This is a genomic window from Nonomuraea glycinis, assembly GCF_035920485.1.
In the GTDB taxonomy this organism is placed as follows: Bacteria; Actinomycetota; Actinomycetes; order Streptosporangiales; family Streptosporangiaceae; genus Nonomuraea; species Nonomuraea glycinis.
The window spans coordinates 5,053,001-5,075,116 of the sequence record NZ_CP109166.1; the positions used below are offsets into that span (position 1 = coordinate 5,053,001).

At 67.0% G+C, this 22,116-nt stretch carries 13 protein-coding genes and 3 rRNA genes; 8 read left to right on the top strand and 8 right to left on the bottom strand.

The genetic code is table 11. The features are described 5' to 3' along the window. Window positions 1–16: 16 nt before the first annotated feature. Complete coding sequence (locus OHA68_RS23895) at window positions 17–1,609, bottom strand: molybdopterin-dependent oxidoreductase (protein WP_327102237.1); 1,593 nt, start codon at window positions 1,607–1,609, stop codon at window positions 17–19. Window positions 1,610–1,727: 118 nt separating this feature from the next. Here OHA68_RS23895 and OHA68_RS23900 point away from each other — a divergent pair, with 118 nt between their 5' ends. Beyond that, entirely contained in the window at window positions 1,728–3,107 is a 1,380-nt protein-coding gene (locus tag OHA68_RS23900; RefSeq protein ID WP_327102238.1) for a hypothetical protein, read from the top strand. Here OHA68_RS23900 and erm read toward each other — a convergent pair. Continuing rightward, on the bottom strand, window positions 3,096–3,911 hold the full coding sequence (gene erm / locus OHA68_RS23905) for an ErmE/ErmH/ErmO/ErmR family 23S rRNA (adenine(2058)-N(6))-methyltransferase (protein WP_327102239.1): 816 nt from the start codon (window positions 3,909–3,911) through the stop codon (window positions 3,096–3,098). The two genes, OHA68_RS23900 and erm, sit on opposite strands and share 12 nt — an antisense overlap. Window positions 3,912–4,157: 246 nt before the next feature. Here erm and OHA68_RS23910 point away from each other — a divergent pair, with 246 nt between their 5' ends. Together OHA68_RS23910 and OHA68_RS23915 are read left to right on the top strand one after the other, a co-directional pair. After that, entirely contained in the window at window positions 4,158–5,012 is an 855-nt protein-coding gene (locus OHA68_RS23910; protein ID WP_327102240.1) for a hypothetical protein, read from the top strand. Window positions 5,013–5,128: 116 nt separating this feature from the next. Continuing rightward, complete coding sequence (locus OHA68_RS23915; protein WP_327102241.1) at window positions 5,129–5,839, top strand: DUF6597 domain-containing transcriptional factor; 711 nt, start codon at window positions 5,129–5,131, stop codon at window positions 5,837–5,839. Between the two features lies 1 nt (window position 5,840). Here the strand turns inward: OHA68_RS23915 and OHA68_RS23920 are convergent, their stop codons facing one another. Then, a complete protein-coding gene (locus tag OHA68_RS23920) occupies window positions 5,841–6,866 on the bottom strand; it encodes an AI-2E family transporter (protein WP_327102242.1) in 1,026 nt (341 codons plus the stop codon). 522 nt (window positions 6,867–7,388) lie between these two features. Between OHA68_RS23920 and OHA68_RS23925 the strand changes: the two genes are divergently transcribed. The 3 genes from OHA68_RS23925 (at window position 7,389) to rrf (ending at window position 12,682) form a co-directional block, all read left to right on the top strand. Continuing rightward, window positions 7,389–8,909 (top strand): 16S ribosomal RNA (locus OHA68_RS23925). 368 nt (window positions 8,910–9,277) lie between these two features. After that, a 23S ribosomal RNA gene (locus OHA68_RS23930) occupies window positions 9,278–12,385 on the top strand. A 180-nt stretch (window positions 12,386–12,565) separates the two neighbouring features. Continuing rightward, window positions 12,566–12,682 (top strand): 5S ribosomal RNA (gene rrf, locus OHA68_RS23935). Together the 16S, 23S and 5S rRNA genes form the textbook arrangement of a ribosomal RNA operon. Before the next feature lie 238 nt (window positions 12,683–12,920). Here the strand turns inward: rrf and OHA68_RS23940 are convergent. Further along, window positions 12,921–14,399, bottom strand: a complete 1,479-nt coding sequence (locus tag OHA68_RS23940) for a phosphodiester glycosidase family protein (protein ID WP_327102243.1) — start codon at window positions 14,397–14,399, stop codon at window positions 12,921–12,923. 299 nt (window positions 14,400–14,698) lie between these two features. Between OHA68_RS23940 and trpS the strand changes: the two genes are divergently transcribed. Further along, window positions 14,699–15,661, top strand: coding sequence for a tryptophan--tRNA ligase (gene trpS, locus OHA68_RS23945; RefSeq protein WP_327102244.1), 963 nt, complete (start codon window positions 14,699–14,701; stop codon window positions 15,659–15,661). Here the strand turns inward: trpS and OHA68_RS23950 are convergent. The 3 genes from OHA68_RS23950 to OHA68_RS23960 all read right to left on the bottom strand — a co-directional run bounded on the left by OHA68_RS23950 (window position 15,658) and on the right by OHA68_RS23960 (window position 19,677). Continuing rightward, entirely contained in the window at window positions 15,658–17,277 is a 1,620-nt protein-coding gene (locus tag OHA68_RS23950; RefSeq protein WP_189141471.1) for a PucR family transcriptional regulator, read from the bottom strand. The two genes, trpS and OHA68_RS23950, sit on opposite strands and share 4 nt — an antisense overlap. Window positions 17,278–17,342: 65 nt before the next feature. Beyond that, entirely contained in the window at window positions 17,343–18,962 is a 1,620-nt protein-coding gene (locus OHA68_RS23955) for an AMP-binding protein (RefSeq protein WP_327102245.1), read from the bottom strand. Window positions 18,963–18,975: 13 nt separating this feature from the next. Then, entirely contained in the window at window positions 18,976–19,677 is a 702-nt protein-coding gene (locus OHA68_RS23960) for a TetR/AcrR family transcriptional regulator (protein ID WP_327102246.1), read from the bottom strand. Between the two features lie 55 nt (window positions 19,678–19,732). On the opposite strand from OHA68_RS23960, the gene OHA68_RS23965 reads away from it, so the two are divergent. Further along, window positions 19,733–21,190: an MFS transporter gene (locus tag OHA68_RS23965; protein WP_327102247.1), complete on the top strand. Its 1,458-nt coding sequence runs from the start codon at window positions 19,733–19,735 to the stop codon at window positions 21,188–21,190. Window positions 21,191–21,240: 50 nt separating this feature from the next. Here OHA68_RS23965 and OHA68_RS23970 read toward each other — a convergent pair whose 3' ends face one another. After that, window positions 21,241–21,954 carry an alternative oxidase gene (locus OHA68_RS23970; protein WP_327102248.1) on the bottom strand — a complete coding sequence of 238 codons (714 nt, stop codon included), beginning with the start codon at window positions 21,952–21,954 and terminating at the stop codon, window positions 21,241–21,243. Window positions 21,955–22,116: the final 162 nt, after the last annotated feature.

Consider the following 22,116-nt stretch of genomic DNA (forward strand, 5'->3'; position numbering starts at 1 on the left):
CGAGGCCGCCCCGGGCTCACGGCATGCGGACGAGCTGGGTGGGTTTCAGCGGGATCCCGGCCCCCGGCGGCCGGTAGACCGGCAGTGCCTCGCCGTACTCGTGCATCCAGGCATGATCGATCAGCAGCCGCATCCGCCGCTCGCCCGGCTCGGCGTCCGCGCCGCCCGGCTCGACCGGCGCGGTGGTGAGCTTGGCCACCGCGTCGGCGATCAGCCGCGCGTCCGGCGGGGCCAGATCGCACCGCTCGTCCGGCCCGATGAGCAGGTCCACCTCCGGCGGCAGCGGATAGATCCACCTCGACAGGGCCAGCACCCGCGGCGGCGGCGCCATCGGCAGCCCGTCGCGCACCGCCTCCAGCAGCACCGACCGCGACGCCCGGTCCTCGAACAGCCCGTCACCGAGCGCCCAGCTCAGCGCCCCCACCTCGGCGGGGTCCTCGCCGCACGCGTGCAGGCACAGGTACGGCACCAGCGGGATGTCCGTCCCGGCCGACGGCTGCGCCCAGCCGTCCCGGCAGCCGGTGAGCACGAGCAGCGCCAGCATCGCCCGGTAGGCGGTGTCGGCGTGCGGCGTGTCCAGCCAGCCCGGCACGACCATGCACCGCCCGTGCGTCTTCTCCGCCGTCACGCCCAGCTCCCGCGCGATCTTCACCGTGCGCGAGGCGGCCACCCCGGTGTGCGCCTCCTGCCAGCCGGGCGTGTACGGCTCGGCGCGATCGTCGTAACCGGACGGCCAGCGGCCCGGCAGTCCCGGCCTGCCCACCCCGTACACCGCCAGCAGCAGGTCGAACACCGTCGTCACCAGCTGCTCGCCGTCCCGGACCGCCGGCACGCCCCGGTGCAGCACGCCCGGCCCGTCGTCGAAGCGCGGCAGCAGCACCTCGGTCCCCTGCGCGCCGTCCGCGCCGTACAGGCTCAGCCGATCGGCGACCGGCCCGAGCAGCCCGCCGGGCACCAGCGCGCCGCCGCGCTCGCGCAGCCGCACCAGGAACGGCAGATCGGTCCACTCCATCGCGTGCTCGGCGAAGGCCGGCCGGTCCAGGTAGAACTCCTTGAGCAGCACATGCCCGACCGCCATGGCGAGCGCGCCGTCGCCGCCGGGCCGGACGACCAGCGTCTCGTCCGACAGCCGCGTCGGATGCGGCCCGATCGCCACCACCTTCTGCCCCTTGTAGCGCCCGGCGATCACCCACGGCGTGCCGGGAGCCCGTACAGTCCGGTTGTTCTCCCCCCACAGCAGCACATAGGCCGCCCGCGCCCAGTGCTCGGTCGCCGGTCCGGGGTAGCGCGGGCCGAGCATCTGCGCGGGCGCGCTGGACTGCTCGGTCAGCACCGCGCCGCCCAGCCCGCCGACCAGCTCGGCCAGCGGCGAGGTCGCCAGCGCGGCCACCTGGTCCGCCCCGTGCTCGGCGGCGGTGTGCACGATCGCCGCCGCGGCCAGCTCAGCGGCGGTGTCGTCGTCGAGGGGAACCCGGCGCCCGCCCCGCGCCTGCCGATAAACCTCTGAATTCGCTGTGAGTTTCGCCCAGGCAGCGACCGGATCACGCACTCCTTCACGCACGTCGAAGTAGAGCCTGACCAGCGCCTGGTTGATTAGCGATCCCCCCATGCGAAAAGTTCAGCACAGACGGTCATGATCTGACGCCTTAAGGCACCGCATGTCGGGGATAAGAATTCAGAAGTGCAGGTAGCACCATGCTTTTTCGTACGGCACTCTAGATCCCGCCATGGATTACGCAGTCTTCACGGGGGCCATCCTCGTCATCGGAGTCGCACTCGCCCTGATCGCCCAGTGGCGGGACTGGCGGCCACCCCTGATCGCCGCCATCGGTGTGGGCATCGCGGTCCGCGTGCTCCTGATGTACACCGCGGCCGAGGGCGCCTGGCAGCCGGTCGACTTCGTCAACAGCTTCAAACCGGCGGGCGAGGCCGTGCTGCGCGGCGAGGACCCGGTCCTGGCCAGCAACGGCGGCTGGCACTTCCTGCCGACGATCCCCTATGTGTACGGGATCCTGCTGTGGTTCGGCATCCCATGGGAGTACGCCGGCCGGCTCGTCACCGTGGTGGCCGACATCGTGCTCATCCCCCTGGTGGCCAAGCTGGCGGGCGGCCCCAAGGCCTCACTGCGCGCCTTCCAGTACGCGCTCAACCCGCTGGCCCTGCTGGTCGCCTCCATCCACGGCCAAGTGGAGCCGGTGGCGCTGGTCTTCGGCGTGGCCGCGTTCGTCGTCGCCCGAGGGCCCGGCTCGCCGGAGCGGGTGGGCGTGACCGACAGCGCCGTCGCCAGGTTCCGGCTGGACGTGCTGCGTGACGGCCGGAACGCGGTGCCCCGGCGGGCGCTCGGCATGCTGGTCCAGGCGCTGAAGCCGATCCCTTCCGATCGGGCCGACCTCAAGCGCGCCGCGCTCGCCGGCCTGCTCATGGGCCTGGCGCTGTGCGCCAAGAGCTGGCCGATCTGGCTGATCCCCGGCTTCCTGCTGTTCCTGCCGCACCTGCGGGCGCGGATCGTGGGGCTGTTCGTGACCGGCGCGGTGCCGCTGTTCTTCCTGGTGACGCTGCCGATCTTCGCGGGCACCTCGCTCAGCCAGATCCCCGAGGTCATCAGGGTCATCCAGGACATCAGGCCGATCGTCGGCGAATGGGGCTGGACTCCCTGGCCCACCGGCGGCCACTGGTCGCTGGAGCCGCTGATGGCCAAGATCGGCACCTACCTGATCTACATCTGCGTCGTGGCCGCCGTGGTGATCTGGCGCCGGGCCGACCCGATCGACATGACCCTCGCCATCCTGCTGATCTTCATGGTCGTCACGCCCAGGCTGGGCGCCCAGTACCTGCTCTGGTTCATGCCGTTCCTGATCGCCAGGCCCACCCGGTTCGCCTGGCCGGCGATCCTCGGCACCTCGCTCTGGGCGGCTTACGGCTACATCTACATGACCCAGGATCCGGCGACCTGGGTCATGCTGCACAGCTACTGGTCGCGTGCGTCGATCGTGCTGCTGCCGGTGCTGTTCCTGGCGATGCCGTGGGCCCGCCGCAACCCGCCCGAGCCGGAGCTCGCCGAGCCGGTCACCCCGGCAGGCCCGGCGAGCGTCACCTCAACGGCATAGCCGCCCGTACAGCGTGATCCACTGATCGGGGTGGACGTGGCCCACGACCGTGTCGCGGGCCACGCCCGCCGCGGCGAGCGCCCTGTCCACCCCCTCGTAGCGAGTGCGCAGCGAGGCGCGCAGCGACCCGCCCACCCCGCCGAACCCCAGCTCGACCAGCCGCTGATAGTCCCGGCCCGACCCCACCAGCGGCTCGGGCCGGCGCTGGAGGCGCAGGATCGCCGAGTCGACCGACGGGACCGGCCGGAAGCTCGCCCGGCCGATCCGGTCGCCCAGCCGCCAGTCGAACCACGGCCAGGACTCCACGGTCACCAGGCTCCAGCGGCCGTAGTCGCCCGTCCGCTTGCGGGCGTACTCCCGCTGCGTGAGCAGGGTCGCCGAGGTGAGCCCCGGCGCCCGCAGGCACCAGCGCACGATCTTCGACGTGATCGAGTAGGGGATGTTGCCCACCACCGCGAACGGCTCACGCGGCGGCCGGGCGGTGGTGAAGTCGCCCCGCACCACGTCGATCCGGGGATCGTCGCGGGTCAGCGCCGCCAGCCTGCCGGCCAGCCGCGGGTCCACCTCGTAGCCGACCACCTGAGCCCCGGCCGCGGCCAGCGCCCAGGTGAGCACGCCCTCGCCCGCGCCCGGCTCCAGCACGAGCCCCTCGGGACCGGCGGCCTTGACCACCAGCTCCACGGCGTGCGGGTCGACCAGGAAGTTCTGCGACAGGACCCGCCTGGCCCTGTCCCGGGGCGTACGACCGCCCTTGGCCTTCTTCTGAGTGTGTGAGTAGTTTCCGTGTGCGAAATTCTGCGCCACAGCTGCCCTTCCGGGTCCTCGAGTCGATGGAGATCTCGAAGGGCCCCGGGCACGCCGGTGGACGCTCAGTCGGTCATCGCGTCACCGGCGGGCCAGAGGCCGGCCGTGACGGATGCGAACCGCGTAGAAGCACAAGCACATGCCGCCGACGCTAGGCGCGGCCTCCCTGTGGCGGCAACCGAATAAACCGGCCGCGCGTCCGATTCCTACAAGCTTCCGCACCGGCCCGCGAGTAGCGTCCGCCCCATGGACGTTCTTCACCGAGCAGGCACCTACCTGCGGCTTCACGCCCGGCTGATCGACAGGCTCAGGTTCGAGGCGCTGTTCGCCGGCGGGTCCCGGGAGCGGGTGCTCGACACGCTGCGCTGCTACCAGAACCCCGACGGGGGATTCGGCCACGCGCTCGAACCCGACCTGCGCGGCGCGGGCAGCCAGCCGGAGCCGGTCGAGGTGGCGTTCTGGATCCTGGACGAGCTCGACGCCTTCGCCGATCCGATGGTGACGGCCGCCTGCGACTACCTGCTCAGCGTCACCACCGAGGACGGCGGCGTCCCGTTCGTGCTGCCCAGCGTCCGCGACACCCCCCGGGCCCCCTGGTGGGAGACCGCCGACGACCCGCCGGGCAACCTCATCCCCACCGCCTCCCTAGCCGGCCTCCTGCACGAACACGGCATCGACCACCCCTGGCGGGGGCCGGCCACCGACTTCTGCTGGCGCGCCGTCGCCGCCATCGACAAGATCACGCCGTACGAGGCCCGCGCCGTCGTCACCTTCCTGGACCTGGTCCCGGACAGGGAGCGGGCGCTGGCCGAGTTCGACCGCCTGAAGGACGGCATCCTGGCCACCGTCTCGCTCGACCCGGACGCGCCGGGGGAGGCGCACTTCCCACTGGACTTCGCACCGGAGCCGCTGCGGCTGCCACTGTTCGACGCCGAAGTGATCGACCGCCACCTGGACGCCCTCCCGGCGGCCCAGTCGGAGGAGGGCGGGTGGCATCCCAACTTCCTCATGTGGACGCCGGTAGTGGCCCACGAGTGGGGCGGCTACCTGACGGTAGGACGCCTCAAAACCCTACGCGCGTACGGCCGCCTACCGGGCTGAGCGTCACAGACGCCTGCGCCTGTAGTCGCGTGGAACGGCCAGGTGTCGCAGGTGCCGGCGTCTACGGTCGACGCCTGGCTCGGCGAAGTGTCACAGGCGCCGCCTAGCCTGGGGGCATGTATGCGGAGTGGGCGCCGGAGCGGGATCTGGCCGGGCGCGTCGCCTGCCTGTGGCGGCGGGTCGGTGAGCGGGAGGGCACCCTGCTCGTGGTGCCCGACGGCTGCGTCGACCTGATCTGGGGCCCCGACGGCCCCTTCGTCGCCGGCCCCGACACGGGTCCCGTGCCCAGCAGGGTCCGCCCGGGTGACGTGCTGTTCGGCATCCGCTTCCGGCCCGGCGCGGTGGGCGAGTTCTTCGGCGTACCCCTCCAGGACCTGCGCGACCAGCGTGTCCCCCTGACCGATCTGGGCACCGTGCCGTCCCTGGCCGGGGCGCTGGACGTACCGGACCTCGATCCGGAGGCGGCCGACCCGCTCGCTGCCGTGCGGGCCGCGGTGGTGGCCCGCCTGAGACAGATCCCCGCCCCGGACCCGGCGGCCCCCGCCATCCTCGCCGGGCTCCGCGCCGGCCGCGGTGTGCGGGAGGTGGCCTGGCAGCTGGGGCTCAGCGAGCGGCACCTGCACCGCAGGACCGTGGCGGGCTTCGGGTACGCGCCCAAGACGCTGCAGCGCGTCGCCCGGTTCCAGCGAGCCCTGCGACTGGCCCGCTCAGGCGTCGCGGCGGCGGACGTCGCGGTGGCGGCGGGCTACGCGGACCAGGCGCACCTGTCACACGACGTCAAGCGCCTGAGCGGCGTGACGCTACGCCACCTGCTGCACGGCGGTTAGGTCAGGGCGGCGGCGGCCTGTTCGAGACGAGCGCGGCGGCCCACTTCGCCGCCGGATCGCTGTCGATCAGGAGCGCCTTCGTGAGCAGGCTGAGGGGGATGGCGAGGACGGCGCCCAGCGGGCCGAGCACGAACGTCCAGACGATGAGCGAGATGAAGGTCATCGTGGTCGACAGGCCCACCGCGTCCCCCAGGAACTTGGGCAGGATGAAGGACTGGGTGACGACGTTGATGGCGGTGTAGGCGGCGATCACCAGGAGCATCTGCTTGACGCCTCCGTCCAGGAGGGCCAGGGCCGCCGGCGGCATCAGGCTGAGGACGAAGCCGATGTTGGGGATGTAGTTGGCGATCAGGGCGAGGACCCCCCACAGGAGCGGCAGCGGGACGCCGATGACCGTGAGGGCCAGGACGTTGAGGACCGCGTTGATCAGCCCGAAGACGGTGGAGACGATCAGATAGCGCCGGGTCTTGTGGGCGAAGATGTCCAACGCGGTCACCACCGCAGGCCTCCTGTCCTCGCTGGTGGACAGGATCCTGGCCGTGGCGGGCGCGTCCAGGCACATCGCCAGGAGCAGGACGACGATGAGGAACAATCCCGAGAAGACCCCGATGACACCGCCGAGCAGGCTCTGCGCGATGCCGATGATCCGCTGGGGATCGAAGCTCTCGATCGCCCGGTCGAGTTGCTCGTTGCTGACGCCTTTGGCGACGGCGAAGTTCTGGGCGTCGACGAGCAGCGCCTGGATCTCCCGGGTGTAGGAGGGGACGAGCGAGCCGAGCTGCACCGCCGAGATCGTCAGCACACCGGCCATCGCCAGCAGCACCATGACGAGAATCAGGAACGGCACCGCGACCTGCACCCAGATCGGCGCCCGCCGGGCCGCCAGCCAGGTGCGCACCGGGGACACGGCGATGACGAGCACCAGGGCGAGGACGAACGGCCCGACGATGGACGAAACCTCGCGGATGCCGAAGAGAAGGATCACCGCGCCGGCGATTCCCACCAGGATGATGAGGGCTCTCGGCACAGGTCGATGCTCCACGGAGGGTACGTACCCGTGGCTTAGAAGTGACACTGCCGCAGGCGGGTAAACCGTCGATTTGACGGTTCCCGGAGCCGTACATAGAGTTCACCAGTCCCACGAGGACGGCGGTGATCGTCGGCCTCACTCAGGACACCTCCCTAGCAACATCCGGTCCGTGGATTTTTTGTGTCCACGGGGAGTCGATTCGACAAGGATCCGACTTCGGAGTAAGTTAGAGGGGTTGTCCCGGAAGCGGGGCGGTGGTTATTCCTGCAGGTCGAGCGGGTCCGGTCAATTTGACAGGGACTTGAACGGCTGACAGGATTAAGACATAACAGAACACGAAATGAGCGCCTCCGCCGCTCGGCCCTGATCAAGGGTTTGTGCGGGGATGTACGCGTCCGTTTCTTGAGAACTCAACAGTGTGTTAAAAGCCAGTGCATGATGCACAACCCCGTCATTTATGACGGATTCCTTTGGTTGACATTTTTGCGAATGTTGGCCGGGTGAAACCATTCCAAGCATTTTTTGGAGAGTTTGATCCTGGCTCAGGACGAACGCTGGCGGCGTGCTTAACACATGCAAGTCGAGCGGAAAGGCCCTTCGGGGTACTCGAGCGGCGAACGGGTGAGTAACACGTGAGTAACCTGCCCCTGACTCTGGGATAAGCCCGGGAAACTGGGTCTAATACCGGATACGACCGCCCCAGGCATCTGGTGGTGGTGGAAAGTTTTTTCGGTTGGGGATGGACTCGCGGCCTATCAGCTTGTTGGTGGGGTAATGGCCTACCAAGGCGACGACGGGTAGCCGGCCTGAGAGGGCGACCGGCCACACTGGGACTGAGACACGGCCCAGACTCCTACGGGAGGCAGCAGTGGGGAATATTGCGCAATGGGCGAAAGCCTGACGCAGCGACGCCGCGTGGGGGATGACGGCCTTCGGGTTGTAAACCTCTTTCAGCAGGGACGAAGTTGACGTGTACCTGCAGAAGAAGCGCCGGCTAACTACGTGCCAGCAGCCGCGGTAATACGTAGGGCGCAAGCGTTGTCCGGAATTATTGGGCGTAAAGAGCTCGTAGGTGGCTGGTCGCGTCTGCCGTGAAAGCCCGCAGCTTAACTGCGGGTCTGCGGTGGATACGGGCCGGCTAGAGGTAGGTAGGGGCAAGTGGAATTCCTGGTGTAGCGGTGAAATGCGCAGATATCAGGAGGAACACCGGTGGCGAAGGCGGCTTGCTGGGCCTTACCTGACGCTGAGGAGCGAAAGCGTGGGGAGCGAACAGGATTAGATACCCTGGTAGTCCACGCTGTAAACGTTGGGCGCTAGGTGTGGGGTCTTCCACGATCTCCGTGCCGGAGCTAACGCATTAAGCGCCCCGCCTGGGGAGTACGGCCGCAAGGCTAAAACTCAAAGGAATTGACGGGGGCCCGCACAAGCGGCGGAGCATGTTGCTTAATTCGACGCAACGCGAAGAACCTTACCAAGGTTTGACATCACCCGGAAACGTGCAGAGATGTGCGCCTCTTCGGACTGGGTGACAGGTGGTGCATGGCTGTCGTCAGCTCGTGTCGTGAGATGTTGGGTTAAGTCCCGCAACGAGCGCAACCCTTGTTCCATGTTGCCAGCAACCTCTTCGGAGGGTTGGGGACTCATGGGAGACTGCCGGGGTCAACTCGGAGGAAGGTGGGGATGACGTCAAGTCATCATGCCCCTTATGTCTTGGGCTGCAAACATGCTACAATGGCCGGTACAGAGGGCTGCTAAGCCGTAAGGTGGAGCGAATCCCTAAAAGCCGGTCTCAGTTCGGATTGGGGTCTGCAACTCGACCCCATGAAGTCGGAGTCGCTAGTAATCGCAGATCAGCAACGCTGCGGTGAATACGTTCCCGGGCCTTGTACACACCGCCCGTCACGTCACGAAAGTCGGCAACACCCGAAGCCCGTGGCCCAACCAGCTTGCTGGGGGGAGCGGTCGAAGGTGGGGCTGGCGATTGGGACGAAGTCGTAACAAGGTAGCCGTACCGGAAGGTGCGGCTGGATCACCTCCTTTCTAAGGAGCATCGATCGGGGTCATACTCGATCTACGCCGGGGTCAGGGACGAATGTTTCCTGCTCGGCAGCTCATTAGTGGAGCACTGGCTACTCAATCGGTTCGGATTGCCGGATCGTTAGTACCGTCGCTGGTGACAGCGGAGGGGAACGCGGTTGCGGGGGTTCGGCTGGGTTGGACACACTGTTGGGTCCTGAGGGAACGGACCGGCGGGCCCGCTGAGGCGGGCTTGTTGTCTGTTACCACCTCATGCAGGGCCGACCTTCCGTCATACCGATTCAGCACATGTGTGTTGGGTGTCTGGTGGTGGGTGGGGTTGGTTGCTGTTTGTTGTTTGAGATTTGCATAGTGGACGCGAGCATCTTTGTGGCCAAGTTTTTTAGGGCACACGGTGGATGCCTAGGCATCAGGAGCCGATGAAGGACGTGGGAGGCTGCGTTAAGCCTCGGGGAGTCGCCAACCAGACGTTGATCCGGGGATGTCCGAATGGGGAAACCTAGCACCAGTCATGTGGTGTTGCCTCCGCCTGAATGTATAGGGCGGTTGGTGGTAACGCGGGGAAGTGAAACATCTCAGTACCCGTAGGAAGAGAAAACAACAGTGATTCCGTGAGTAGTGGTGAGCGAAAGCGGATGAGGCTAAACCGGGCGTGTGTGATAGCCGGCAGGCGTTGCACGTCCGGGGTCGTGGGACCTTCTTGAAGGAGCTGCCGTTTCTTCGGACAGTAAAAAATCGTCACGGTAGTCGAAGCCTCTGGGAAGGGGCGCCGTAGACCGTGAGAGTCGGGTAGACGAAACCTTGTCGACTGTCGGAGGGGATCCCAAGTAGCACGGGGCCCGAGAAATCCTGTGTGAATCTGCCAGGACCACCTGGTAAGCCTAAATACTCCCTGATGACCGATAGTGCACGAGTACCGTGAGGGAAAGGTGAAAAGTGCCCCGGTGAGGGGTTGTGAAATAGTACCTGAAACCGTGTGCCTACAAGCCGTAGGAGCTTACGAGAATTTCGGTTCTCGTGTGATGTGACTGCGTGCCTTTTGAAGAATGAGCCTGCGAGTTATGGTGTGTGGCGAGGTTAACCCGTGTGGGGGAGCCGTAGCGAAAGCGAGTCTGAATAGGGCGTTTGAGTCGCATGCTGTAGACCCGAAGCGGAGTGATCTACGCATGGGCAGGTTGAAGCTCAGGTAAGACTGGGTGGAGGACCGAACCCACCAGGGTTGAAAACCTGGGGGATGACCTGTGTGTAGGGGTGAAAGGCCAATCAAACTCCGTGATAGCTGGTTCTCCCCGAAATGCATTTAGGTGCAGCGTCACGTGTTTCTTGCCGGAGGTAGAGCACTGGATGGCTAATGGGCCCGACAAGGTTACTGACGTCAGCCAAACTCCGAATGCCGGTAAGTGAGAGCGTGGCAGTGAGACTGCGGGCGATAAGGTTCGTAGTCGAGAGGGAAACAGCCCAGATCACCGACTAAGGCCCCTAAGCGTGTGCTAAGTGGGAAAGGATGTGGAGTCGCAGAGACAACCAGGAGGTTGGCTTAGAAGCAGCCACCCTTGAAAGAGTGCGTAATAGCTCACTGGTCAAGTGATTCCGCGCCGACAATGTAGCGGGGCTCAAGTACACCGCCGAAGTCGTGGCACTGACAGGGTTATTCCTGTTGGTGGGTAGGGGAGCGTCGTGCAGCCGGTGAAGCGGCAGAGTGATCTAGTCGTGGAGGCTGTGCGAGTGAGAATGCAGGCATGAGTAGCGAATCGAGGGTGAGAAACCCTCGCGCCGGATGACCAAGGGTTCCTGGGCCAGGCTAATCCGCCCAGGGTAAGTCGGGACCTAAGGCGAGGCCGACAGGCGTAGTCGATGGACAACGGGTTGATATTCCCGTACCCGCTTTAACGCGCCCATACTGAACCTCGTGATGCTAAGAGTCCTTAACTCGCCTAAAGCCTTCGGGCTTGGGGTCAGAGTGAACGCTCGGTCCGATCGGGTAGTAGGTAAGCGATGGGGTGACGCAGGAAGGTAGTCCAGCCCAGGCGATGGTAGTCCTGGGGTAAGCATGTAGGGAGTGGGGTAGGCAAATCCGCCCCGCATTAATCCTGAGATGTGATGCCGAGCCGATTGTGGTGAAGTGGATGATCCTATGCTGCCGAGAAAAGCCTCTAGCGAGTGTTGTGGCGGCCCGTACCCTAAACCGACTCAGGTGGTCAGGTAGAGAATACCAAGGCGATCGGGTGAACTGTGGTTAAGGAACTCGGCAAATTGCCCCCGTAACTTCGGGAGAAGGGGGACCTCTGCTGGTGATCGGACTTGCTCTGTGAGCTGGTGGTGGTCGCAGTGGCCAGGGGGAAGCGACTGTTTACTAAAAACACAGGTCCGTGCGAAGTCGTAAGACGATGTATACGGACTGACGCCTGCCCGGTGCCGGAACGTTAAGGGGACCGCTTAGCTGTGGTAACACAGCGAAGGTGAGAACTTAAGCGCCGGTAAACGGCGGTGGTAACTATAACCATCCTAAGGTAGCGAAATTCCTTGTCGGGTAAGTTCCGACCTGCACGAATGGCGTAACGACTTCCCCGCTGTCTCAACCACAGACCCGGCGAAATTGCACTACGAGTAAAGATGCTCGTTACGCGCAGCAGGACGGAAAGACCCCGGGACCTTCACTACAGCTTGACATTGGCGTTTGGAACGTCTTGTGTAGGATAGGTGGGAGACTGGGAAGCTGTCACGCTAGTGATGGTGGAGTCATTGGTGAAATACCACTCTGGTCGTTTTGAACGTCTAACTCTGGTCCGTGATCCGGATCGGGGACAGTGTCTGGTGGGTAGTTTAACTGGGGCGGTTGCCTCCTAAAGAGTAACGGAGGCGCCCAAAGGTTCCCTCAGCCTGGTTGGCAATCAGGTGTTGAGTGTAAGTGCACAAGGGAGCTTGACTGTGAGACTGACGGGTCGAGCAGGAGCGAAAGCTGGGACTAGTGATCCGGCATCGGCATGTGGAAGCGGTGTCGCTCAACGGCTAAAAGGTACCCCGGGGATAACAGGCTGATCTTCCCCAAGAGTCCATATCGACGGGATGGTTTGGCACCTCGATGTCGGCTCGTCGCATCCTGGGGCTGGAGTAGGTCCCAAGGGTTGGGCTGTTCGCCCATTAAAGCGGTACGCGAGCTGGGTTTAGAACGTCGCGAGACAGTTCGGTCCCTATCCGCTGCGCGCGCAGGAGACTTGAAAGGAGCTGTCCCTAGTACGAGAGGACCGGGACGGACGAACCTCTGGTGTGCCAGTTGTACCGCCAGGTGCACGGCTGGTTGGCTACGTTCGGAAGGGATAACCGCTGAAAGCATCTAAGCGGGAAGCTCGCCTTGAGATGAGGTCTCCCACCATGAGAGTGGGTAAGGCTCCCGGTAGACGACCGGGTTGATAGGCCGGAGGTGGAAGCACGGTAACGTGTGGAGCTGACCGGTACTAATAGGCCGAGGACTTGACCACAAAGCTTTTGCTTCTTGTGAGTGTGTGCTGCGTTCTGTACTCTTCGCCGGGTCCGGAACAGCGCCGCACTGTGAGAAGGCATCTTGCTCGCGTCCACTACGCAATTCTGAGACAACAAGCAGGTATCGGTTCACCTAGCGTGCTGGGTGTGGCTGGTGTTGTTTGTGTGTTTCGCAGGGTTACGGCGGTTATGGCGGGAAGGAAACACCCGGTTACATTCCGAACCCGGAAGTTAAGCTTCTCTGCGCCGATGGTACTGCACTCGGGAGGGTGTGGGAGAGTAGGTCACCGCCGGACAATCTTTCAGGTAGGGCCCCGACATGTGTCGGGGCCTTATCTGCATTTCTAGGGCTTTTTGCGGTCGGTCAGTCGGCTTGCAAGGGGTTCCACGTCTCACGTGTGTGAGGGCTTGGAGGAGGGGGTTTTCACGCCTAGGACGGTGTGAGGGCCCCCTTTTTTGTTGGTGTGACAAAGCAAGGCCCCCGGAAGTGACGCACTTCCGGGGGCCTTTGGCTTCGGGCCGTCGCGGTGCGAGCTACTTGGGCAGCACCAGCAGCGCGTCACCCACGGGGCGTTCCCGGCCGTCGGAGGGGTGGTTGACGAGTTTCTTGCCGACCACCATGGCGGTGGAGCCGCCGCCGTCCAGGTTGATCGCCTGGGTGGCACCGAGCCAGCGCATGAACTGGGCCGCCTCGACGAAGTTGGCGCCCACCGTGACCCCCGGCTGGCGGCCGTCGATGGTGGCCAGGATGAGGCTGCCGTTGCGGGTGGTGCCGACCAGGGTGCGGGGGTGACGGCGGAGGATCATGTTCATGGAGTCGTGGCCGTCGAGCTTGGCGGTGATCTTGACCTGTCCGTTCCGCACCAGGCCGACGCCGCCGGCGATCACGTTCAGGTCGGGGGTGAGCTTGAGGGCCCTGTTGGTGCGCAGGTCCGTCAGCTTGGTGTCGACCTTGACCGTCCAGGCCTCCCAGGCGTGTTCGTTCAGCCAGTCGGAGGCCACGCCCGCGCCGTGCAGGACCCGCATGCCCTTGGGCACCGCGGCGCCGGAGGCGCGCAGGGTCACGACCTTGCCGTTGGCGTCGAGGACGACGTCGGAGCCGTCGTTGGCGGGGGTCTTGGCGCCGTATTCCTCGGTGTAGAGGATGAGCTCGTCGGTGCCGGCCATGCGGTTGACGCCGTTCACCGGGAGTCTGGCACCGTCCTGGGAGATCGCGGTGACGGTGGAGCCGAGCTCGGTGATGCGGGCCTTGCGGCCGTTCATGACCACGGCGGAGCGGCCGGGGACGGCCTCGCTGAGCAGTCTGCCGCTGACCACGGAGGCGCCGACGGGCTCGCCGCGCAGCTGCTTGGCGGTGTGGATGTTGAAGAAGCCGCCGTTGACGGCGGCGAGGGCGCCCCGCGCCTTGGCCATCGAGGAGACGGACTCGCGCTTGGCGACGCTGGTGCCGAGGGAGGCGGCGTAGCTGCCGCGGAACGTCCTGGAGTCGATCATCATGACCTTGACGTCCCAGGGGCCGGTGGTCTGGAGGCCGTCGTCGCCGAGGTAGTCGGTCTTCACCTTCAGGCCGGCCTCTTTGAGCTTCTTGGCCATCTTGTCGGCCTTGGCCTTGTCCTTGATCGTCCACAGGCCGACCCGCACCATGTACACCTCTTGGGCGGGCGCGTCGGCGACCTGGGGGCGCACCACCTTCTGCAGGCTGGCGACCTCCCCGGCCGCCTCCACCTCGGCGACCCTGGCTTGGGCGGTCTCCAGCTTGCCGTAGTCGCGCCCGCTCGGCATGAGCACGGTCACCGTGTAGCCGTCGGTGGAGGTGCCCGCCTTCACGTCGTACAGGTCGATGCCCTGGGCCACGGCGGTCACGGTCTTGGTCGGCGCGGGGCGCGCGCCGAGCGGGAACCTGGTCGACGGGAACTTGAGCGCCGTCTCCTCCTCGGCGGCGGCGCCTGGCACGGCGGTGGCCGTGAGCGTCGCGGCCATGGCCAGGCCGACGACTAGGGTGCGTCGAGACATGAAGACTCCAAGAGGGCGGCAGAGAACAGACCGGCCCTATCCTGACGAGATCAAGGTCGCTAACGCAGCGAAACACGCTAATCGGTCGGAGTGGTTACGAGATCGACACACGGTTGCGGTGGTGCCTTTGGGAATTGGCCGAGAAACGGCGTTCCGCACCTAGAATGGGATTCATGAAGCGCATGTGCATGTGGTGGTGGCCGAGAGACGGCCGCTGACTTTCACCTGCACGGGCCGTCCTCGGGGCGGCCACGCGCGTGGGTTCCTCAGGACGGGCATGACCTGAGGAGGGACTCGACATGCAGCACATCGTTCTCACCGGAGACCGCCCGACCGGGCCGCTCCATCTCGGCCACTATTTCGGCTCGCTGGCCAACCGGGTCGCGTTGCAGGACACGTACCCGATGTATGTCCTTATCGCTGACTATCAGGTGATAACGGATAGGGATCGGCCGGGGGACATTCAGCGGAACGTCACGGGGCTGCTCCTGGACTATCTGGCCGTCGGGCTCGACCCGGCTAAGGTGACGATCTTCCGGCACAGTGCGATCCCGGAGCTCAACCAGCTGATGCTGCCGTTCCTGAGCCTGGTGTCGGTGGCCGAGCTGAGCCGTAACCCGACCGTCAAGGACGAGATCACGCACAGCAGCCAGCGGGCGGTCAACGGGCTGATGTTCACCTATCCGGTGCACCAGGCGGCCGACATCCTGTTCTGCAAGGGCACGCTGGTGCCGGTCGGCAGGGACCAGCTCCCGCATGTGGAGATGACCCGGCTGGTGGCGCGGCGCTTCAACGAGCGCTACGGCGAGGTCTTCCCGGAGCCGGAGGCGATGTTGAGCGACGGCTCGCTGGTCAAGGGGCTCGACGGCGGCAAGATGAGCAAGAGCAGGGGCAACGCGATCCCGCTGTCGGCCGGCGAGGACGAGACGGCGGCCCTCATCCGCAAGGCGCGCACCGACTCCGAGCGCCTGATCACCTTTGACGAGCAGGCCCGCCCGGAGGTGGCCAATCTGCTCACGCTGGCGTCGCTGTGTCTCGGCCGCCCGCCGCGGGAGCTCGCCGACGAGATCGGGTACGGCGGGGCCGCGGCGCTGAAGCGGCTGGTCACGGATGCGGTCAACGACTTTCTGCGCCCGATCAGGCGGCGCCGGCGCGAGCGTACGGAGGAGGAGGTGCACGCGGCGCTGGCCGAGGGGAACCGGCGGGCTCGTGAGCGGGCGATCACGACGCTCGACGAGGTGCGGGCCGCCATGAAGTTCTAGCGGCTGCTCTCCCGGCGGAAGGACTCCAGGGCCAGCAGTGCCACGTGCAGCGACAGGCAGGACTCGACGTCGTCCAGATCGGTGTCGAGGATGCGTTCGAGGCGGCGCAGGCGGTCGTAGAAGGCGGGCCTCGACAGGTGCGCCTTCTGGGCCGCCACCGCCTTGTTGCGGCCGGCGTCCAGATAGATGCGCAGGATGCGGGTCAGGTCGCCGCCGCGCTGCGCGTCGTGCGCCAGCAGCGCGCCCAGCTCCCGCTCGGCGAAGGTCTGTAGCCTGGCGTCGTCGCGCAGCAGGTGCAGCAGCCCGCGCAGGCGCAGGTCGGGCAGGCGGTAGTAGGGTCTGCCGTCCGGCTGGCGGACCGCCACGTCGGCCACCTGCTCCGCCTCCAGGAAGCTGCGCCGTACGTCTCTGATGGACTCGACCATGGAGCCGGCGGCCAGCACGAACGCGGCGCCGGGCTTCCACAACGCGCGCAGGCGCTCGGAGAGCGCGGTCAGCGCCGGCTCGGGGCTGGTGCGGGGCGGCAGCGGCAGCAGGACGCCGACCCGGTCCTGGTCGAGCGCGCCCACCAGGGCGGGCAGCCGGGCGTCGCGGCAGGCGGCGGCGGTCGCCTCGGCCAGCTCGCCGAGCTCGGCCTGCCCGTCGAGCGCCTGGTCGAGGGGGTCGGTGGGGCGGATGACGACGCTGACCAGCTTGCGGCCGGTGAGCGGCACGCCGACCGCTCTGGCGCGGGCGGCGGCCTCGTCGGGGTCGGCGTAGGCGTGGGTGAGGATGCCGGTGATGATCGTGCCGTGTGCCTGGCGCTCCAGGGACTCCTGGTGCCGCTCCAGCAGGCGGCCGAGGGCGAGCGTGGTCGCGGCGCGCTCGGCCAGCACCAGGTCGCGGGGCGAGGGCTTGGCGTCGCAGAGCAGGATCAGCCTGCCCCAGTCCTGACCGCGGGCGCCGACGGTGGTGACCAGCCAGCCGGACGCGGCGTCGTAGGCGGTGCGCTCCGCCGGGGCCACCGCGCGCGACCTGCTCTCCCAGCCGGCCAGCAGCGTGCCGGTGTCGCGGCCGGCCGACTCGCAGGCCAGCACCTGGTGGGCGAGGTTCTCCAGCAGCACCGGGCGGCCGGACAGCCTGGACACCTGGGCCAGCACCTCCGCCGGTGACGCGCCCTCGACCGACAGCTCGGTGAACACCTCGTGCAGCTGCTCCGACGCGCGCAGCTCCTCAAGCTGGATGTCGATGATCCGGGCGTGCACGGCCTCGGTGATCTGCACGAACGGGGTCTCGCGGGTCAGCACGATCAGCGGCAGGCCGTGCTCCTCGGCGGATTTGACCACCTCGGCGGGCAGCTCGCGGACGAACCTGCGGCCCAGTTCGACGATCAGCCCGGAGGCGCCGACGGAGGAGAGCTCGGCGATGTAGTCGGTGAGCTTGCCCGGATCGGCGGGCAAGGCGACGCCCGTGGTGAGCACCAGCTCGCCGCCGCGCAGCAGCTGCGCGATGTCGGCGATCTCGCCGACGTGCACCCACCGCACCTTGGTGTCGAGCCGGTCCGCGCCCGCGACGACGCGCGGGTTACCCCGGCGAACGCTTTCCAAAACGAGGATGTCGGCGATGGTGGGCAGCACAGGGGCGAGCCTATCCGATCATTTTGTAAGAACGGGGCGAGGCCGACTGACAGAGTGCAAGCGGATCACTTCAAAAGGTCCTCCTCCCGGTACTCGCGCCCGGTCGGCTGGTCGCGGAGCTGCCCGCGCCGGATCTTGCCGGAGATCGTCTTGGGCAGCTCGCCGAACTCCAGCCTGCGCAGCCGCTTGAAGGGCGCCAGCTCGCGCCGGGAGTGCTCGAAGATCGACCGTGCCGTCGCCTCGCCGGGCTCGAACCCGGGCGCGAGCGTCACATACGCCTTGGGTACGGCCAGTCGCAGCGGATCGGGGTCGGGCACCACGGCCGCCTCCGCCACGGCCTCGTGCTCCAGCAGCACGCTCTCCAGCTCGAACGGCGAGATGCGATAGTCGGAGGCCTTGAAGACGTCGTCGGTCCGGCCCACATAGGTGATGTAGCCGTCGGCGTCCCGGGAGGCGACGTCTCCCGTGTGATAATGCCCGTCCCTCATCGCTTCACCCGATCCAGCGATATATCCGGACATGAGGCCCATGGGGCGGGGGTCGAGCGGCAGGCAGATCTCGCCGTCGTCACCAGGTTCGCCGGTCTCCACGTCCAGCAGCACCACCTCGTAGCCCGGCAGCGGCTTGCCCATCGAGCCGGGCCGGACCGGCTCGCCGGGCACGTTGCCGATCTGGGCGGTGGTCTCGGTCTGACCGTAGCCGTCCCTGATCGTGAGGCCCCACGCCTTGGCCACCTGGTCGATGATCTCCGGATTGAGCGGCTCGCCGGCGGCCACGGCGGTGCGCAGCGGCAGCTTCCAGGAGGCCAGGTCCTCTTGGATGAGCATCCGCCACACGGTCGGCGGCGCGCAGAAGGTCGTCACCCGCTCGTCGCGCAGCACCCGCAGCAGCTCGGTCGCCGAGAAGCGCTGGTAGTCGTGGATGAGCACGGTGGCGCCGGCGTTCCAGGGCGCGAAGACGTTGCTCCAGGCATGCTTGGCCCAGCCGGGGGAGGACACGTTGAGATGCACGTCGCCGGGCCGCAGGCCGATCCAGAACATGGTGGACAGGTGCCCCACCGGATAGGAGGCGTGGGTGTGCTCCACCAGCTTGGGCGCCGAGGTGGTGCCCGAGGTGAAGTAGAGCAGCAGCGTGTCGCCCGCCCGGGTGGGACCGTCGGGGACGAAGCGCTCGGCCGCGCGCGTGCTGTCGTGGTAGGACAGCCATCCGTAGGCGTCACCGACCGCGATGCGGGTGTACGGCCCGCCGCCGAACCTGCTCGCGTCCGCGGCGTTCGCGATCACATGGGAGACACCGCCGCGCTCGATCCGCTCGGTGATGTCCTTGGCCGTCAGCAGCGTCGTGGCCGGGATGATCACCGCGCCGAGTTTCATGGCGGCCAGCAGCGACTCCCACAGCTCGGCCTGGTTGCCCAGCATGAGCAGGACCCGGTCACCGCGCCTGACGCCCTGCTCGTGCAGCCAGTTGGCCACCCGGTTGGAGCGGACGGACAGCTCGGCGAAGGTGTAGGCGACCTTGCCGGGGATCTTGAGCGCGATCGCGTCGGGCGTCTCGGCGGCCAGCACCCCGTCGAACCAGTCGAGCGCCCAGTTGAACTCGGCCGGCTCGGGCCAGCGGAAGTCGCTGCGGGCGGTGTCGTAGTCGGCGTGGAGCAGGAAGTCGCGGGCCGCACGGAAATCGCTCATGCTCCGGATCCTGCTACGTCACCAGCCGAGCCTCAAGGCCATCGAGCACCGCGCCGAGCCCGAAACTGAAGGCCATCTCACGCACCTGGTCCGGATCGAGGTCCCAGGAATTGTGGATGCTCTCGGTCAGCTCGGGAATGCCGGCCGTGGCCTTGGTGACGGCCTCGCGCATGGTGTCGGGGTCGTAGCCGCCGTCGGCCTTCGACTTGTTCCAGGCGAGCTCCGGGATGGTCATGCCGAAGACGTAGGCGGTGAGGGTCGTGTTGGCGTAGTCGACCTCCAGGCCGGCGAATCCGGCGAGCTTGAAGGTCCTGCGCAGGACGGCGGCGAAGGCCAGGGCGTTGGGGCCGAGTGACGGCATGCGGCCGATGAGCTCGCCCGACCAGGGGTGGCGCAGGATCAGCCGGCGCATGCCGTGGGCGGCGGCCGCGACGGTCTGCCGCCAGGTCTGCGCGGTGGGCTCCGGGAGCGTGATCTCGCCCCAGAAGTCGTCGTAGGCCAGCTCCAGCAGCTCGTCCTTGTTGGCGACGTACCAGTAGATGCTGGTGGCGCCGGTGCCGAGGCGGGCGCCGAGTTTGCGCATGCTGAGCCCTTCGAGGCCCTCGGCGTCGAGCAGCTCGACGGCCGCCCTGACGATCTCGTCGCGGCTTCGGCCGGGGCTCTTGGCAGGGCGCGGGTCCCGCGTCCAGACGGAGGTGAACTGCTTGCCGGTCACCTCTCCAGGATAAAGGCAGTCGCACACCGTACGAGGTTTGTCGTACAGTGTGCGAGTGGAATCGAACACTGTACGAGATCCCCGTCGGTGGTGGATACTCGGCGTCCTGTGCCTCGCACTGCTGGTCCTGTCCGTGGACGGCACAGTGCTCAACCTGGCGATCCCCTCGCTGATCAGCGAACTGGGGGCGTCCTTCTCCGAGATCCAGTGGGTGCTGGACTCCTACGTGCTGGCCTTCGCCGGGCTGCTGCTCACGGCGGGCAGTCTGTCGGACCGCTACGGCCGCAGGCTCTTTCTCATCATCGGCCTGGTGCTGTTCGGTGGCGCGTCGCTGCTGGCGGTGTTTGTCACCGAGCCGTGGCAGCTCATCGGCGCCCGCGCGCTGATGGGCGTCGGCGGGGCGATCATGATGCCCTCGACGCTGTCCATCCTGATGACCGTTTTCGACGAGGAGGAACGCCGTAAGGCGATGGCCGTCTGGGGCGGGGTGGCGATGATCAGCGTGATCCTCGGGCCCACGCTGGGCGGCTTCCTGCTGGAGCACTACTGGTGGGGCTCGGTCTTCCTGCTGAACATCCCTATTGTGCTGATCGCGATCGTGGCCGCCGTGGTGCTGATGCCGGAGACGCGCAGCGCCGGGCGCCGGCTCGACCCGGTGGGCGTGGTGCTGTCCATCGTCGGGCTGACCGCCGCCGTCTATGTGATCATCGAGCGGGTTTTCGACCCGGTGATCATCGTGGTCGCGGTGGTGGCGCTCACCGCCTTCGTGCTCTGGGAGCGCCGGCAGGAGCATCCGATGCTGCCGCTCCAGCTCTTCAGGAACCGCAACTTCAGCGGGGCCTCGTTCGCCATCCTGCTGATGTCGTTCGGGGCCGGGGCCGTGATGCTCATGCTGACCCAGTATCTGCAGTTCGTCCTCGGGTACGGCGAGATGCGCGCCGGGCTGGCGCTGCTGCCGTACGCGGTGGCGGCGGCCATCTTCAACGGCCTCGGCGCCGGGCTGGGCCAGAAGATCAGCAACCGGACCCTGATCGCGGCGGGTCTGCTCGTCATGGCCGGCGGTTTCGCCGTCATGGCGACGACCACTGGTTACCTGTCGCTGCTCGTCGGCCTCGTGGTCATGGGCGTGGGCGGCGGGCTCGCCGGTCCCTCGGCCTACGCCTCGCTGATGAACGCGATCCCGCTGGAGTACGCGGGGGTCGGCTCGGCCATGAACGACACGGTGCAGCAGGTCGGGCTCGCCATGAGCATCGCCGTCCTGGGCAGCGTGCTGGCCGGGGTCTTCACCGCCTCCATGCCCGAGAGCGCTCCCGAGGCGGCCAGGGAGTCGATCGGCGTGGCGATCAACATGCCCGCCCTGGTGGCGCAGGCCAAGGCGGCCTTCACCGACGCGGTGCACCTCGGGGCCTGGGTGGGGGCCGGGTTCTGCGTGGCCGCGGCAGTGCTCGCGTTCGTCGTCATCCGGCCCGCCGCTCCTGCCGCCGCCACCACCCCTGAGCCCGTCGGCGTCTGACGGCACCGGCCGGTGAACGCGTGCCGGTGAACGCGGCCGGTGGATACGGGCTAGCGGACACGGGGCTCGCGCATAGTCTCCAGGCTGTCGAGCTTGTGCGTACGCTCGTCGTGGCCGATCTGCCGCAGCAGGTCGGCCACCGAGCGGTAGCGGCCGTACTCCGCGGCGTAGGTGCCGGGGTCGGGGACGAAGTCCAGGTCCGGGTTCTGCGCCACGAACGTCATGTACTCATGCTCGGCGTGGTCCTCGAACTCGGCGTTCAGCCGGTAGCTCCAGTCCGGCCGGACCAGGAACAGCACCCAGGACACGTGGTAGTAGAAGAACGCGATGAGCCAGGGCGCCGCCTGGTGCAGCAGCCACCCCTGCTTGTGGCCGGAGCGCTGGACCAGGTCCTGCATGATAAGCAGGTGCCACTGCTCGTTGTCCTGGTCGGCGCGGGCCTCCACGATCCGCTCGAAGACCCGGCGGGCCAGCGCGGAGCGGCCGGCGTGACGGTGCACGGCCCAGTAGCCCATCCGCTCCCATGCCTGGTAGGGCACCCGGGCGATGATCTCCAGCATGGCGAACTTGGTGTAGGAGCCCTGCTTGCCGTACAGGAGGTCGACGGGCTTGAACATCATCCTGGCCAGCAGGCTGTAGGCCATCCGCGGGGTGTCCATCGTGTCCTGCTGGGCGCGGCGGAGTTGGTAGCGGTCGAGCTTGGGCGGCCCGGACGGCGCCTCGGGGCGGCGATAGGCGGTGTGGTGAGCGGTGGTGATCGTCATGACCGGTCTCCTCAGGTCGTCTCGTTCGATGACCTGATGGTGCTCGACCGGACCCCTGCCGGTCGTCGGCCGCTGGAGTGCTTCTGGGGTGCCTCGCGCGGCGTAGGCCCGCCGGTGGTCGTACGTCTGAAGGTGGACGGGTGATCCCCTAGGGGTGTGGCG